10 protein-coding genes, 1 pseudogene and 2 CRISPR repeat arrays (1 of these 13 cut by a window edge) are annotated in these 16,178 nt (G+C 51.4%); of the genes and pseudogenes, 2 read left to right on the top strand and 9 right to left on the bottom strand.

Annotated elements, in window-relative coordinates:
* Positions 1-994: direct repeats of the CRISPR family, unit length 29 nt; unit sequence CGGTTTATCCCCGCTAGCGCGGGGAACAC; it reaches 990 nt to the left of the window's first position.
* 1 nt (position 995) lies between these two features.
* Positions 996-3,134, bottom strand: a pseudogene (gene cas3, locus J4613_RS14065) (CRISPR-associated helicase Cas3'); the annotation flags it as partial.
* Between the two features lie 444 nt (positions 3,135-3,578).
* Between cas3 and sopD the strand changes: the two are divergent.
* A complete protein-coding gene (gene sopD, locus J4613_RS14060; RefSeq protein WP_001145543.1) occupies positions 3,579-4,532 on the top strand; it encodes an SPI-1 type III secretion system effector SopD in 954 nt (317 codons plus the stop codon).
* An 87-nt stretch (positions 4,533-4,619) separates the two neighbouring features.
* Here sopD and cysH read toward each other — a convergent pair whose 3' ends face one another.
* The 3 genes from cysH to cysJ all read right to left on the bottom strand — a co-directional run bounded on the left by cysH (position 4,620) and on the right by cysJ (position 8,941).
* Positions 4,620-5,354, bottom strand: a complete 735-nt coding sequence (gene cysH, locus J4613_RS14055) for a phosphoadenosine phosphosulfate reductase (RefSeq protein ID WP_001645986.1) — start codon at positions 5,352-5,354, stop codon at positions 4,620-4,622.
* Between the two features lie 75 nt (positions 5,355-5,429).
* Complete coding sequence (gene cysI, locus J4613_RS14050) at positions 5,430-7,142, bottom strand: assimilatory sulfite reductase (NADPH) hemoprotein subunit (protein ID WP_001290655.1); 1,713 nt, start codon at positions 7,140-7,142, stop codon at positions 5,430-5,432.
* Complete coding sequence (gene cysJ, locus J4613_RS14045) at positions 7,142-8,941, bottom strand: NADPH-dependent assimilatory sulfite reductase flavoprotein subunit (RefSeq protein WP_111742249.1); 1,800 nt, start codon at positions 8,939-8,941, stop codon at positions 7,142-7,144. The genes cysI and cysJ overlap by 1 nt, the downstream gene beginning before the upstream one ends.
* A gap of 434 nt (positions 8,942-9,375) precedes the next feature.
* Between cysJ and queD the strand changes: the two genes are divergently transcribed.
* Positions 9,376-9,738: a 6-carboxytetrahydropterin synthase QueD gene (gene queD / locus J4613_RS14040; RefSeq protein WP_000108313.1), complete on the top strand. Its 363-nt coding sequence runs from the start codon at positions 9,376-9,378 to the stop codon at positions 9,736-9,738.
* Positions 9,739-9,825: 87 nt separating this feature from the next.
* Here queD and J4613_RS14035 read toward each other — a convergent pair whose 3' ends face one another.
* The 5 genes from J4613_RS14035 to mazG form a co-directional block, all read right to left on the bottom strand.
* Positions 9,826-10,623, bottom strand: a complete 798-nt coding sequence (locus J4613_RS14035) for an MBL fold metallo-hydrolase (protein WP_111742248.1) — start codon at positions 10,621-10,623, stop codon at positions 9,826-9,828.
* A gap of 98 nt (positions 10,624-10,721) precedes the next feature.
* Positions 10,722-10,933: a CRISPR direct-repeat array (repeat unit 29 nt; unit sequence CGGTTTATCCCCGCTGGCGCGGGGAACAC).
* Positions 10,934-11,229: 296 nt separating this feature from the next.
* Positions 11,230-11,901 (bottom strand): 7-carboxy-7-deazaguanine synthase QueE, encoded by a 672-nt coding sequence (gene queE / locus J4613_RS14030; RefSeq protein WP_001199963.1) that lies wholly within the window; start codon positions 11,899-11,901, stop codon positions 11,230-11,232.
* 135 nt (positions 11,902-12,036) lie between these two features.
* Positions 12,037-13,335: a phosphopyruvate hydratase gene (gene eno, locus J4613_RS14025; protein WP_000036734.1), complete on the bottom strand. Its 1,299-nt coding sequence runs from the start codon at positions 13,333-13,335 to the stop codon at positions 12,037-12,039.
* Between the two features lie 82 nt (positions 13,336-13,417).
* Positions 13,418-15,055, bottom strand: a complete 1,638-nt coding sequence (gene pyrG, locus J4613_RS14020) for a CTP synthase (glutamine hydrolyzing) (RefSeq protein WP_000210863.1) — start codon at positions 15,053-15,055, stop codon at positions 13,418-13,420.
* 227 nt (positions 15,056-15,282) lie between these two features.
* A complete protein-coding gene (mazG, locus tag J4613_RS14015; RefSeq protein WP_000210451.1) occupies positions 15,283-16,083 on the bottom strand; it encodes a nucleoside triphosphate pyrophosphohydrolase in 801 nt (266 codons plus the stop codon).
* Between the last annotated feature and the right edge of the window lie 95 nt (positions 16,084-16,178).

Raw genomic sequence — 16,178 nt, 5'->3', positions numbered from 1 at the left:
CTAGCGCGGGGAACACTTACACACACTGTCCAGCATGTCGCGTGACGACGGTTTATCCCCGCTAGCGCGGGGAACACGGATTTTCACCGGGATCACCCCACTATTTAAACGGTTTATCCCCGCTAGCGCGGGGAACACGTAAATATCCAGATATATGGACGCCAATTATACGGTTTATCCCCGCTAGCGCGGGGAACACGTACACGGCGGAAAAATCCTGGTCAGGCTCCGGCGGTTTATCCCCGCTAGCGCGGGGAACACACCGCTTGCAGCGCGCCCGCAATCATCGCCTGCGGTTTATCCCCGCTAGCGCGGGGAACACGCTCGCAGCCCAGCGAGGTGAGTATGTTGAGGGGGTTTATCCCCGCTAGCGCGGGGAACACAATCCGTTGGCGTAGATTCCTGCAATTTTCGCCGGTTTATCCCCGCTAGCGCGGGGAACACTAGTTTACGGACCGTATATGCAGTGCCGCCTACGGTTTATCCCCGCTAGCGCGGGGAACACTTTCTCACCTGTATTTGAAGGTGTAAACATTTCGGTTTATCCCCGCTAGCGCGGGGAACACCTATTAAACCCCCTTTAAAAACGCACGGGAGCCGGTTTATCCCCGCTAGCGCGGGGAACACAGCGACAAAGCGGAAGATGTAACGCGCCTCCGCGGTTTATCCCCGCTAGCGCGGGGAACACTCGGCACTGGTGATCATCGATTACAGGCAGGCCGGTTTATCCCCGCTAGCGCGGGGAACACGCGTTCGTGCATTTCGCGGCACTCAACGCCCAGCGGTTTATCCCCGCTAGCGCGGGGAACACCTGTGGATAACCCTACAAATTTTAGTGACCTGCGGTTTATCCCCGCTAGCGCGGGGAACACGCCATACTGGTCTATCAACAGGCCCGCGCGGTCGGTTTATCCCCGCTAGCGCGGGGAACACCCCAATCGCCACGCCGCCATTATATGAGGTCGCGGTTTATCCCCGCTAGCGCGGGGAACACGCCACATGCGCCCATGATCGGGATAGACATAGGCGCTGTTACGCATGGCGCTGGATAACCAGTTCTCTCGCGGCGCGTCATCCCACTCCGGAGCAAGAATGCGCAGCACTGGCGTCTCTCGCTCATCCTGCCCACTCTTTTTCACCAGACCGTTACGATCGCGAATATGACGCTGTAGTCGACCGGCCCGCTGAATTAATAAATCCACCGGCGCTAAATCAGAGATCATCTCATCGCAGTCAATATCCAGACTTTGTTCGATTACCTGCGTGGCGATAATGACCTTACCGGCACGTTGCGCGCCGCTCTGTTTGCCAAAGAGATTCAGCGTCTGCGACTCAATCCGCTGACGATCGTGAAAAGCAAAGCGACTATGGAAGAGTAAAAGGTTTTCCGTGGCGACGACCTTACTCAGTTGAAGCTGGCGATAGATACGAATCGCATCATCAACGGAGTTACGTATCCAGGCGATACAGTTTCCTTTTTCCACTGCTTCACCTATACGTTCAAGACACGCCTCTTCACTATGTAGCCAGCCAATATCTACGCAACGCTCAACCTCTTTGCGTGTATCAACCCGCTGAGAAATCAGCTCTGTTTGTGTGACCTGAGTCAGCCAGGGATAATCGTCATGGCCTAGCAACGGCACCTGCACACTACGCCTCACCCCACGGGAAAATGCCGCCACCAGCTTATCTCGCTGCTGCTGCGATAGCGTCGCAGATAACAGAATAGTGGCGTTGCCATTACTGGCCTGCCGTTCGATCAAACCTTCAAGTATTCGGGACATCCAGGCATCACAGGCATGGATCTCATCAGCCAGTAAGATCTTGTTGCTAAGACCCAGTAACCGCAGGTTGTTATGTTTAAATGGCATTACCGCCATCATCGCCTGATCCAACGTGCCTACGCCAACCTCCGCCAACAACGCTTTTTTATTGCTGTCGGCAAACCAGGCGGCGCATCCCTGACTATAAGGCTGCGCTTCATCGGGTTCTTCCGTACCAGAAAGAGTGACCGACCATATTGACTGATTGAAACGATCCATTAAGCGACGCGCGCTATGCGCCAGAATCAGGCTGGGACGGGAGTCCGGCTGATACAGCGCCAGCCAGGTGTTCGCCATACGTTCAAACATCGCGTTGGCTGTCGCCATTGTCGGCAGTCCAAAATAGAGTCCCTGCGCTTTACCTGCCGCCATCAGTCGATGAGCTAATATGAGCGCCGCCTCTGTTTTTCCGGCCCCGGTGACATCTTCAAGAATAAAGAGTTGGGCGCCATCCACGTTGATATCCAGCTCAAGCGCCTTTTGTTGTAACGGTGTGGGATGCTGAATAAAAGGGAAAAGCGTTTCTATGCCCGTAAAGGCAGACACATTCGCCGCTGAGGGAAATAGCGTGATGGCAGTTTGTGCTTTAGCGAGAGCTTGCTGCCAGTAGGTATCAACAGGCATTTTTTCCGCAGTACGCGGAAAATAACGGCTGGCAGAACCAGTCCAGTCAGCCAGTACAACCGCAGCGGAAATAAACCAGGAAAGTTGCTGAAATTGGTCGATACCCTCATCTTCATCCCAGGCTTCAGGCAAAGTAATTAAAGGAAAGAGCGCTTTTATTCTCAGAAGAAAATCTCTTGCCGCGTCTTTATCCTGCTGGCGAAAATGGTCCAGCTCCTGGATTGCCTCTGGAGGGCGTCCATGATGACCTGTAGTGACTGGCATCCAAAGCGCCATAACGCGCTTACTTTTACGAACTGAAAGCGAAGAAGGAGGAAACAATTCAGGGCATTCACTTAGCCAGGAGTTCCACAACATGTATCCCAGCGTGGTATGCGCGATTTTTTCATAATGCCGTGTAGGCTCATTAAAGATATTTAAAGCCTCATGACGGTATAGTTGCTGGAAGGAATGAGCAAACTTTCCAATATCATGCCAACATAAAATCCAGGCAAAAAATTGCGCCGCCTGCTCCTTATCCTGGATGCCTAATTTTTTTAGATAGTGGTCAATAAAATAAATATTATTTATCACCATCCAGTAACCCACAGCCGCAACATCTAAAGAATGCCAGCAAAGCAAATGGTAATCATCACCGCCGTCAGTTTCTCCTCGTCGAGACTTTCCCCAATAGTGATATATCGACACGTAAACTCCAGCATGTGGATAATAAAAGCACTCTACGCCTTTTTAATGGTCTTTTTTGTTGATATACCTCACAAAAATTGCACTTCCTGAGATTATATTTAAATATGCCCGCTCAATTTTATATATTCTTCAGAAATATTTACCCCACGAATAATTATTATAAATTTTTCCGCCTTTTTCTTCTGGAAGAAGCGCTCAAAGAGGCTTCCTCCAATGCCTTCTGCATAAACCAAAATTTAAAAAAAACGACCATTTGCGGCGAATCATCTACCTTTTGTCTGAATTATCGTCACCACAAAGGATTACCAACCATAAATGTGCTGTATTAATAATGTCGTTCAAATTCTCTCCTGTAGTAAACTTTATCTGTTTAATAAAAAAGAGAGAATTGAACGATATATTTTACTCCGGATATTGAATAATATAAATTTGAAGGAAAATATTATGCCAGTCACTTTAAGCTTCGGTAATCATCAAAATTATACGCTTAATGAAAGTCGGCTTGCTCATCTGTTAAGCGCAGATAAAGAAAAAGCAATCCATATGGGGGGTTGGGATAAAGTCCAGGATCATTTTAGAGCGGAAAAAAAGGACCATGCGCTGGAAGTGTTACACTCCATCATTCACGGGCAGGGCCGTGGTGAACCTGGAGAGATGGAAGTTAACGTAGAGGATATAAATAAAATTTACGCCTTTAAACGGCTACAACATCTGGCCTGCCCGGCTCATCAAGATCTGTTTACTATCAAGATGGACGCTTCTCAGACACAATTTTTACTTATGGTCGGCGACACGGTGATCAGCCAAAGCAATATTAAGGACATCCTTAATATATCAGATGATGCAGTGATAGAATCTATGAGTAGAGAGGAGAGACAATTATTTTTACAAATATGTGAGGTGATTGGTTCGAAGATGACCTGGCACCCGGAATTACTTCAGGAGTCGATTTCAACTCTACGAAAAGAAGTGACGGGAAATGCACAAATCAAAACGGCGGTTTATGAGATGATGCGTCCCGCAGAGGCTCCAGACCACCCGCTTGTCGAATGGCAGGACTCACTTACTGCAGATGAAAAATCAATGCTGGCCTGTATTAATGCCGGTAACTTTGAGCCTACGACTCAGTTTTGCAAAATAGGTTATCAGGAGGTACAAGGTGAAGTCGCTTTTAGCATGATGCATCCGTGCATCTCCTATTTACTACATAGCTATTCACCGTTTTCAGAGTTTAAACCAACAAATTCTGGTTTTTTAAAAAAACTTAATCAGGATTATAACGACTATCATGCAAAAAAAATGTTTATTGATGTAATTCTTGAAAAACTATATCTAACCCATGAACGTTCTTTGCACATTGGTAAAGATGGGTGCAGTCGTAATATATTACTGACATAAAGATAGTCAGTAATATAACCAATTTAAAATCCGGCTGCCTGCCGGATTTTTCATAGCAGCAAGTATAATCATACCGCGTAAGGACAATTACCCTTCATGCAGCCCGCACTCGCGCTTCAGCCCGAAGAAGCGTGTCTCTTCTTCCGCCATACCCGGCTCCCATTTGCGGGTGGTGTGCGTATCGCCCACCGACAGATAGCCCTGATCCCACAGCGGATGGTATTTCAGGCCATGCTTTTGCAGGTACTGGTAAACGGTGCGATTATCCCAGTCGATAATCGGTAGCACTTTAAACACGCCGCGCTGGATAGCGAGAACGGGTAAATGCGCGCGGCTGCCGGACTGCTCGCGACGCAGACCCGCAAACCACGTCTGCGCTTTCAGCTCTTTTAGCGCCCGGTTCATCGGCTCGACTTTGTTGATGTCATTGTATTTCTCAATGCCCTCAACGCCCTGCTCCCACAGCTTGCCGTAGCGCGCTTCCTGCCAGGCCGGACTTTCGCCCGCGCGGTAAACTTTCAGGTTGAGTTTGAGTTTGTCCGTTAGCTCATCAATAAACTGGTAGGTTTCCGGGAACAAATAGCCGGTATCGGTGAGGATCACCGGAATATCCGGGCGAATCTGGTTCACCAGGTGCAGGCTCACCGCCGCCTGGATGCCAAAGCTTGAGGAGAGCACGTATTCGCCGGGCAGATTTTCCAGCGCCCAGGCCACGCGTTCTTCGGCAGTCAGCGTTTCCAGTTGAGCGTTGGTTTCCGCCAACGCCAGTACGCGATCGACTTTTGGCAGTTCATTCAATGCGTTGAGATCGAGTTGGGACATAAGTTCCTCACTGTTTGCCTTGCCTGATGGCGCTGTGCTTATCAGGCCTACACAGACGCCATCCGGCAATTCAGGTTATTCCCAGAAATCACGCGCGGGATCGAGCACCGGGCGAATGATGCCCGCACGCACCGTAAAGTCGCCGAAGCCTTCACCCGCTTCACGCTCTTTCGCCCAGCGCCCAATCAGTTCATCCAGCGAGGCCAGAATATCCGGCTCGGTGATATTTTCTTGATACATCCGTGGGATACGTGTCCCAATACGGTTTCCACCAAGATGCAGGTTATAACGACCAGGCGCTTTCCCTACTAAGCCAATTTCCGCCAGCATCGCGCGACCACAGCCGTTCGGGCAGCCGGTCACGCGCATCACGATATGCTCATCAGGAATGCCGTGTTTTTCCAGAATCGCTTCCACTTTGTCCGTGAACGACGGCAGGAAACGCTCGGCTTCCGCCATTGCCAGCGGGCAGGTCGGGAACGATACACAGGCCATTGAGTTTTCACGCTGCGCGCTCACGGCATTCATCAACCCGTGGTCGCGCGCCAGCGTCTCGATCTTCGCTTTCTGGCTTTCCGGCACGCTGGCAATAATCAGGTTCTGGTTAGCGGTGATACGGAACTCGCCCTGATGAATCTTCGCGATCTCCAGCAGGCCGGTTTTCAGCGGACGCCCCGGATAATCCAGGATACGGCCGTTCTCAATAAACAGCGTCAGGTGCCATTTATCATCAATGCCTTTCACCCAGCCAATCCTGTCGCCACGCCCGGTAAACTCATACGGGCGGATCGGCTCAAATTTGATCCCCGCGCGACGCTCGACTTCTTCTTTGAACGTGTCGACACCGACGCGCTCAAGCGTATATTTGGTTTTCGCGTTTTTACGATCGGTACGGTTGCCCCAGTCACGCTGGGTCGTCACCACCGCTTCGGCTACCGCCAGCGTATGCTCCAGCGGTAGATATCCAAACTCGCTCGCGGTACGAGCATAGGTTTTCTTATTACCGTGCTCAATGGACAGACCGCCGCCAACCAGCAGGTTAAAGCCCACCAGCTTGCCGTTCTCGGCAATCGCCACAAAGTTCATGTCGTTGGCGTGCAGATCGATATCATTTTGCGGCGGGATCACCACCGTGGTTTTAAATTTACGCGGCAGATAGGTTGCGCCGAGGATCGGTTCTTCGTCAGTGGTCGCGACCTTCTCCTGATCGAGCCAGATCTCCGCATACGCACGGGTGCGCGGCAGCAGATGTTCGGAGATCTTCTTCGCCCACTCGTAGGCTTCCGCGTGCAACTGCGATTCGTACGGGTTGGAGGTGCACAGCACGTTACGGTTCATGTCGTTAGCGGTTGCCAGCGCATCCAGCCCGACCGAATGCAGCATCTGGTGCACCGGCTTGACGTTCTTCTTCAGAATACCGTGAAACTGGAAGGTCTGGCGGTTGGTCAGACGGATACTGCCATAAATCGTGTTATCCGCCGCGAATTTATCGATCGCCTGCCATTGCGTCGTAGTAATCACCCCGCCCGGCAGACGGCAGCGCAGCAGCATGGCGTGGCGCGGCTCCAGCTTCTGCGCCGCACGCTCGGCGCGAATATCGCGGTCATCCTGCTGATACATGCCGTGAAAGCGTATTAGCAGGAAGTTGTCGCCTTTAAAACCGCCGGTGAGACCGTCGTTCAGATCTTCCGCAATGGTACCGCGCAGGTAGTTGCTTTCCAGCTTCATGCGCTCGGCATCGGACAGTTTACCTTCGACCACCAGTGGGCCTGGATGTTTTTCGCTCATTAGTAGACATCTCGCTGATAACGGCGCTCTACGCGCAGCTCACTTAAATATTCATCTGCCGATTCGAGGTCCATACCGCCGAATTCAGCGATCACTTCCAGCAATGCTTTTTCGACATCTGCGGCCATACGCCTGGCGTCGCCGCAGACATAAATGTGGGCACCGTCATTGATCCAGCGCCACAGCTCCGCGCCCTGTTCGCGCAGTTTGTCTTGTACGTAGATTTTTTCTTTTTGATCGCGGGACCAGGCCAGATCGATCCGGTTCAGCACGCCTTCTTTCACGTAACGCTGCCATTCAACCTGATAAAGGAAGTCTTCGGTGAAGTGCGGGTTACCGAAGAACAGCCAGTTCTTGCCTTCCGCACCGTCGGCGGCGCGTTGCTGCATAAAGGCGCGGAACGGCGCGATACCCGTACCTGGGCCAATCATAATCACCGGAGTCTGCGGATTCGCTGGCAGGCGGAAATTATCGTTGTGTTCAATAAAGACGCGCACTTCGCCCTCTTCTTCCACGCGGTCGGCGAGGAAGCTGGAAGCACCACCCGCGCGGGCGCGGCCTTCAATATCGTAGCGCACGACGCCGACGGTTACGTGTACTTCGCTTTCGACTTCCGCCTGCGCGGAGGCGATGGAGTACAGACGCGGCGTCAGCGGACGCAGCAGGCCGATTAATGCTTCAGCGTCGAGCTGCGCCGGAGAGAAACGCACCATATCAACAATGGGCGTGGTCGCGGCGTAGTGCTGGAGCTGCGCTTTGTCGCCCACTAATGGCAACAGCGACTCACTGCGCGTCAGGGTCGCGTAGTTCTCAACAATGTTGGCGGTATTCACCGTCAGCTCGAAGTGCCACTCCAGCGCTTCGGCGAGCGGCAGGGTTTTACCATCAACCATCACCGGCTCATCGCCTTTCAACCACAGCAACTCAACCAGCTCTTTCACCAGATCCGGATCGTTCTGATACCAGACGCCCAGCGCATCGCCCGGCTGGTAACGCAGACCGGAGTCGCCTAAATCAATCTCAATATGGCGAACGTCTTTTTCCGAGTTGCGACCGGTGATTTTCTGATTCACGGAGAGGGTCGCGGTCAGCGGCGCGTCTTTAGTATAGGGGCTGGTGTGGATGTCGTTTACCGCGCCAGTAGCGACGGATTGCGAAGGTGCCGCGACAGGTGCGCGAGACTTCAGAACATCAACCACGCGGGCGCGCCATTCGCTGGCACCTGCCTGATATTCAACGTCAGCATCGACACGGTCGAGCAGACGTTCACCGCCCAGTTCCGCCAGTTTGCTGTCGAAATCTTTTCCGGACTGGCAGAAAAATTCATAAGAGGTGTCGCCGAGGCTAAACACGGCAAAAGCGGTGTTTTCCAGTTTCGGCGCTTTTTTGGAGAACAGGAATTTATGCAGCGCGACGGCCTCTTCCGGCGGCTCGCCTTCTCCCTGGGTGGACGTCACTATCACCAACAGTTTTTCACTGGCAATCTGTTTGAATTTGTAGTCGCCGGCGTTCACCAGTGTCACATTAAGGTTGGCCGCCAGCAGATCATCACGCAGCGCTTCCGCCACACGACGCGCATTGCCGGTTTGCGAAGCGGAGATAAGCGTAACCCCCGGCATCTTCCGCTCAGGAACAGGCGTGACGGCAACAGCGCCTGAGCGCGGGTTCAGTACGCCCCAAAAATAGCCGGAGACCCAGGCAAGCTGTTCGGGAGTAAGGTCGGTTGTCGCGGCCTGAAGGCGCGCCAGTTGCTCCGGATTAAGCGGAAGCAACCCAGTCAGTGGAGCCGGTGTCGTCATGCGTCGTTATGTTCCAGTAAGCAAAGCGGATCTATACACAAAATCATTCAAGTTCGCTGTAGCCAGACTGTAAGCTGATCGCGCCCCAGGAGCGTACATAAATACGTGACTGGGGCGAGTAAACGCAGTCAACACAGATGCGGCTTGAAGGATGAAGTGTATAAGCGATAAATCCCAAACTAAGGATAAGGGTAACGGTGAGAGGAATAACAATTAAAGAAGGGTTGGAAATAACAAATAACCAAATGAACTAACCTGTTTTAGTTATCGTTATTAACGCCAAAATCGATTTTATAATTGATTGATAATTATTAAATTTTCTGGAAATTCTTAAATTAATTGCCCGTCACAAGGCGGAGAATGGTTTTAGTTAATGATAAAAAATGCGCTTTCCGGTACCCTACGGCGGTTTTTTTATTGCCTGAGAGTTCATCATGTCCACCACGTTGTATAAAGATTTCACCTTTGAAGCCGCTCACCGCCTGCCTCACGTGCCTGAAGGGCATAAGTGCGGCCGCCTGCACGGACACTCGTTTATGGTGCGTCTCGAAATTACCGGTGAAGTCGATCCGCATACCGGTTGGATTATGGATTTCGCGGATCTCAAAGCGGCGTTTAAACCGACTTACGATCGTCTTGATCACTACTATCTGAATGATATTCCAGGGCTGTCCAATCCCACCAGCGAAGTGCTGGCAAAATGGATTTGGGATCAGGTTAAGCCCGTCGTGCCGCTACTGAGCGCCGTGATGGTGAAAGAGACCTGTACAGCCGGCTGCGTCTATCGCGGCGAATAAGGTTTATTAACGCGTGGGCTGGATGCCAAATTGATTCCAGCCCATCCACACGACGTTTTATCAGTGAAAACATTGTCCAGCGCGGTGTTAAAAACGCAGCACATCACCGGTTGCAGGTGCGGTTATTTCCGGTAGCCACAACCGCCCCCAGGCCCCTGTACAGTGACAACCGCATAGTTTTTCAGGTTTGTGTTCTTGCAGAAAGCGCCTGACTCGCCACAGCGTGAACGGTGATGCGCAGCGGAGATGAAATCCGCCGACAAGCGCGTAAATCCGCTTTATACCGGTAATGTTCTGACAGTGCCGGACAATATTTGCGATCCCCCGATGCCCGCATCCCGTAATGATGACTAATCCTTTTGTCGATTGGTAAATCAGTACGCCCTCATCCAAAATAGAGTCCGGCTCCGCATCGTGGCCGCCAAAAATGCCGTAGGCTTCAGGCGCGACCACTGGTATTTCCCCTGACCAGATAAAGTTTTCGCCAATCGGCAGGGGGTCACGCGTGTACATCATTCGGTAGCGTGAATAGTCCACCTCACACGACAATTTTTTTATTTTTCGGATAATACCGAGAAAAGTCATTGCCGCATAACGTTCGCGCGCAATATCGGGATGGCAGATGATTCGACTGTTATCAGGAAGCCACGGCACGCCGCCGCAATGATCGTAATGACCATGCGAAAGCACCACAGCAGACACATCGGACAGGTCGATCCCCATCGCCAACGCGTTTTGCATAAAACTGCCATCAGGGCCGGTATCGAACAAGATAGACGTAGACTCATCCTCGACCAACAGGCTTAATCCTGGCCGGGCCTTCAACGATTTATCCGCTCCAGCTCCCTTATGATTTTCGAGCAATACCCTGATCCTTAACGCCATGGCCTTCTCCTGTAGAAAAGCCTCCCCCGGGAAAACGCGGCCTTTTTACTTTACAGGTTTGTACCAGCCATTACTGGTACACAGATTATGATTATGCAACGGCTATCCCCGCTGGCGCGGGGAACACTAACTCATCACATCCGCGTCAGACCTCGTGACCGGTTTATCCCCGCTGGCGCGGGGAACACCCTGTTGAGCCAACTCCAAAAATGTTAGTGGCCGGTTTATCCCCGCTGGCGCGGGGAACACGAGGGCGACATCATCAACATGAAAAAGGACAACGGTTTATCCCCGCTGGCGCGGGGAACACACTAAACGGATATAATTGTTTATAAACTACTTTTTATCAGCACCACATTCTACCAACATAATCGCAACAATTTAAATTATTAAAGAACAGCTAATTTGCTGATTTTGATGCAAAAAAGTTCATAGAATGATTTTTTCTTTAAATTTACCAAAATAGCGTGATCCGTGCATCGCTATGGAAAAATTTATCAGCGCTTTTATACACTCATCGAAATTCACATAGAGAAAATAAACAATGCAAGGTAATGGATGAGTCACAGACGGCATCGGCAGGCCGTCTGTAGGATTAGTAATGCATCAGGCGATATTTAAATATTTATGCGTTTGCATAGACAGCCGCCAGTTACGTGCAATACACGTTTCAATACACAGACGCGTCGCGTCTTCTTTCTGGCTAATTGGCTGCAAAGCAATCACGCGCGGTTTATCATCGCTCAACGTGGCTAACAGTTCATCCAGCGCCTCAATATCACGAACTCGCCCAACGGGATGCTTGATTTCATTGGCGCGCTCCAGCGCCTGGGAAAGCACGTCATATCCTCCGCGCATATTCACTTTTGGTGAAACCGTGACCCAGGTGTTAGGCGTACAGCGCACTTCGTGCGTCCCGCTGGTCTCAATCTGACAACTAAAACCACTCTTTTCAAGCAGATCGGTGAGCGGCATGAGGTCGTGAATACAGGGTTCGCCACCGGTGATGACAACGTGACGCGCGGTATAGCCCTGACGATTAATCACCGCCAGCAGATCTTCGCTGCTCGCAGCCCCCCATTTGTCGCTCTCTTTGGTTTTTGCAAGAATACTGTACAGGGACACTTCCCGATCGCTAAGTTTATCCCAGGTGTGTTTGGTATCGCACCAGGCACAGCCGACCGGACATCCCTGTAAACGAATAAAAATAGCGGGGACGCCGGTAAAGTAACCCTCGCCTTGTAGGGTCTGGAACATCTCGTTAATCGGGTACTGCATAGCGTTCTCTGTTAAGGGGATAATCGTTAATTATTGCAGATTTCGTCTGCCCGGTCATGCACAGCGGCTGCGCTATTGAACAGATACAAAAAAACCCGCCGAAGCGGGTTTATACGTTAAGAGGTAAAAGCAGGATTACGCCTGGCCTTTGATCTCTTTACGACCGTTGTACGGTGCTTTTTCGCCCAGAGCTTCTTCGATACGAATCAGCTGGTTGTATTTAGCAACGCGGTCAGAACGGCTCATAGAACCGGTTTTGATCTGGCCTGCAGCGGTACCAACAGCCAGGTCAGCGATGGTAGCGTCTTCAGTTTCGCCAGAACGGTGAGAGATGACAGCAGTGTAGCCAGCGTCTTTCGCCATCTTGATTGCAGCCAGAGTTTCGGTCAGAGAACCGATCTGGTTGAATTTGATCAGGATGGAGTTAGCGATGCCTTTCTCGATGCCTTCTTTCAGGATTTTGGTGTTGGTTACGAACAGGTCGTCACCAACCAGCTGGATTTTGTCGCCCAGTACTTTGGTCTGGTATGCAAAACCGTCCCAGTCAGACTCGTCCAGACCATCTTCGATGGAAACGATCGGGTACTGTTTGGTCAGTTCTTCCAGGAAGTGGGTGAATTCTTCGGAGGTGAACGCTTTGTTGCCTTCGCCAGCCAGAACGTATTTACCGTCTTTGTAGAATTCAGATGCTGCGCAGTCCATCGCCAGGGTGATGTCTTTACCCAGCTCGTAACCAGCCGCTTTAACCGCTTCAGCGATAACAGCCAGCGCTTCAGCGTTGGAACCCAGGTTCGGCGCATAGCCGCCTTCGTCACCCACAGCGGTGTTCATGCCTTTGCCTTTCAGCACTTTTGCCAGGTGATGGAAAACTTCAGAACCCATACGGATGGCTTCTTTAACCGTTTTCGCGCCAACCGGCTGGATCATGAATTCCTGGATGTCGACGTTGTTGTCAGCGTGCTCGCCGCCGTTGATGATGTTCATCATCGGAACCGGCATGGAGTATTTGCCCGGCGTGCCATTCAGTTCAGCAATGTGCTCGTACAGCGGCATACCTTTAGCGGCAGCAGCAGCTTTGGCGTTAGCCAGAGAGACAGCCAGAATGGCGTTTGCACCGAAGTTAGATTTGTTTTCAGTACCGTCCAGGTCGATCATGATTTTGTCGATGCCAGCCTGGTCTTTAGCGTCTTTGCCAAGAATAGCCTGAGCGATCGGGCCGTTAACCGCGCCAACAGCTTTGGTTACGCCTTTACCCAGGAAACGGGATTTGTCGCCATCGCGCAGTTCCAGCGCTTCGCGGGAACCAGTAGAAGCACCTGACGGAGCCGCCGCCATACCTACGAAACCACCTTCCAGGTGTACTTCAGCTTCAACAGTCGGGTTACCACGGGAGTCGATGATTTCACGACCGATGACTTTAACGATTTTGGACATTAGGTTTTCCTCAAGTCACTAGTTAAACTAAAACTTCAGACAAACGGTGCACCGCTGAGGGTGCACCGCCGTTCTAACTTTTTTACTTCGCCTGACGTTTCTGATGCTCGTTGGCGGCTTTAACAAAGCCAGCGAACAACGGATGTCCATCACGCGGCGTGGAAGTAAATTCCGGATGGAACTGACAGGCCACGAACCACGGATGATTCGGTACCTCAATGATCTCGACTAACTGATCATCACCGGAACGGCCTGCGACACGCAGACCCGCTGCTTCAATTTGTTTCAACAACATATTGTTGACTTCGTAACGATGGCGATGACGTTCAACAATCGTCGACGCGCCGTACAACTGACGTACCAGACTGTCATCGCTAAGCTGGCACTGCTGCGCGCCCAGGCGCATGGTGCCGCCCAGATCGCTTTTCTCGCTACGGACTTCAACGTTACCGTCTTCATCGCGCCACTCGGTAATTAACGCCACAACCGGGTACTTACAGTCTGGCACAAATTCCGTTGAGTTGGCGTTGTCCATGCCGGCCACGTTACGAGCGAACTCAATCAACGCAACCTGCATCCCCAGGCAAATGCCCAGATAAGGAATATTGTTTTCACGCGCATAGCGCGCAGTGGCGATTTTACCTTCAACGCCACGATAGCCGAAGCCGCCGGGGATCAGGATAGCGTCCAAATCTTTCAGAATTTCGACGCCGCGCGTTTCAACATCTTGCGAATCGATCAATTTGATGTTGACGGTAACGCGGTTTTTCAGACCACCGTGTTTCAGCGCTTCGATCACCGACTTATAGGCATCCGGCAGTTCAATATATTTGCCGACCATGCCGATAGTCACTTCGCCTGCCGGGTTCGCTTCTTCGTAAATGACCTGTTCCCATTCAGACAGGTTAGCTTCCGGACAGTTCAAGCTGAATCGTTTACAAATATAATCATCAAGCCCCTGAGATTTCAACAGGCCTGGAATTTTATAAATGGAATCGACATCTTTCATTGAAATAACGGCTTTTTCCGGCACATTACAGAACAATGCAATTTTTGCACGCTCGTTGGCAGGAACCGCGCGATCGGAACGACAAATCAGAATATCGGGCTGAATACCGATAGACAGCAGCTCTTTCACGGAGTGCTGAGTCGGTTTAGTTTTCACTTCGCCCGCAGCCGCCAGGTAAGGTACCAGCGTCAGGTGCATAAACAGCGCGTGTTCACGACCGATATCTACCGCCAATTGACGAATCGCCTCAAGAAACGGCAGCGATTCGATATCACCGACGGTACCGCCGATTTCCACCAGTACCACATCGTGGCCTTCGCCACCTTCCAGCACGCGCTCTTTAATCGCGTTAGTGATGTGAGGGATTACCTGTACGGTTGCGCCCAGATAGTCGCCACGGCGTTCTTTACGCAGAACGTCGGAGTAGATGCGGCCAGTCGTGAAGTTGTTGCGGCGAGACATCTTGGTGCGGATGAAACGCTCGTAGTGCCCCAGGTCCAGGTCGGTTTCAGCGCCGTCTTCAGTAACGAACACTTCCCCGTGTTGGATTGGGCTCATAGTACCCGGATCGACGTTGATGTACGGATCCAGTTTCATGATGGTCACGTTGAGACCACGGGCTTCCAGAATGGCTGCGAGGGAGGCTGCGGCAATGCCTTTACCCAGAGAGGATACGACCCCGCCGGTCACAAAAATATAGTTCGTTGTCATGCGGAACCTGAGAAGTTAGGTTTAAAAGACGATGGAATAACCAGGACGGGAAAGCAGTATACCCGAACATGACCTACGCCACAAACTTTCATTATTCCTCCTCTTCGTCAGGCTGACATTCACACAGGGAGGGAGAAAATAGCCCCTTTGAGGTAAATGTTTTTGACGTAAATCAAGCGCTTGTTATTTAAAAAATCACACAAATCGCTCTTGACCGCCTAAAACCTTTAGAGATCAATTTCCTGGCGTTTTACTTCCTGCCAAACTTCTTCCATTGTTTCCAGGTCTACCCCGGTCATTTCCAGGCCTCTGGCTGCGACAATACGTTCAACTTCGCGAAAACGACGTTCAAATTTATCGTTCGCTTTTTGCAAAGCGAGCTCCGCTTTCGTACCTAAATGACGCGCCATGTTGACCGTGGCAAAGAGCAAATCGCCCATTTCCTCTTCCAGTTTAGCCTGATCAACAACCGCCTGCCGCGCCTCGAACATCACCTCATCGATCTCTTCATAGACCTTATCGACGACCGGTCCCAGCGTCGTCCAGTCAAAGCCCACGTTTGAGCAACGTTTCTGGATTTTTTGCGCGCGCATCAAGGCCGGTAAGCTGCGCGGAATATCGTCCAGCGCGGAATGCTGCGCTTTTTGCGCGCGCTCTTCCGTTTTGATTTGCTCCCAGCGAACTAATGCTTCTTCGCTATTATCCGCGGAAAGCTCGCCGAAAACATGCGGATGGCGGCGCTCCAGCTTGTCGCTGATGGCAGCGCAGATATCATTAAAATCGAAGCGGCCTTCTTCCTGCGCCATCTGCGCGTAAAACACCACCTGGAACAACAGGTCGCCCAGTTCGCCGCGCAAATCGTCAAAATCCTCACGCGCAATCGCATCCAGTACTTCATAGGTTTCTTCCAGCGTATAAGGCGCGATGCTGGCGAAGGTCTGCTCTTTATCCCACGGGCAGCCGTTTTCCGGGTCGCGCAGGCGCTGCATGAGGGTGAGAAGACGGTCAATTTGATGGTTAGTTGTCATGGTTTTTAATCGGTTGTAAATACTAGCGACAATTGTAACGTATTATTCTTAACCATTCACGCACAGAGACACTACGACAACGCCTATATAATAAA

This window comes from Salmonella sp. 32020114201800008SM (genome assembly GCF_017572025.1).
GTDB classification, from domain to species: Bacteria; Pseudomonadota; Gammaproteobacteria; order Enterobacterales; family Enterobacteriaceae; genus Salmonella; species Salmonella enterica.
Note: the sequence above shows the minus strand (reverse complement) of the source record. Positions and strands in the feature narration are given on the sequence as shown.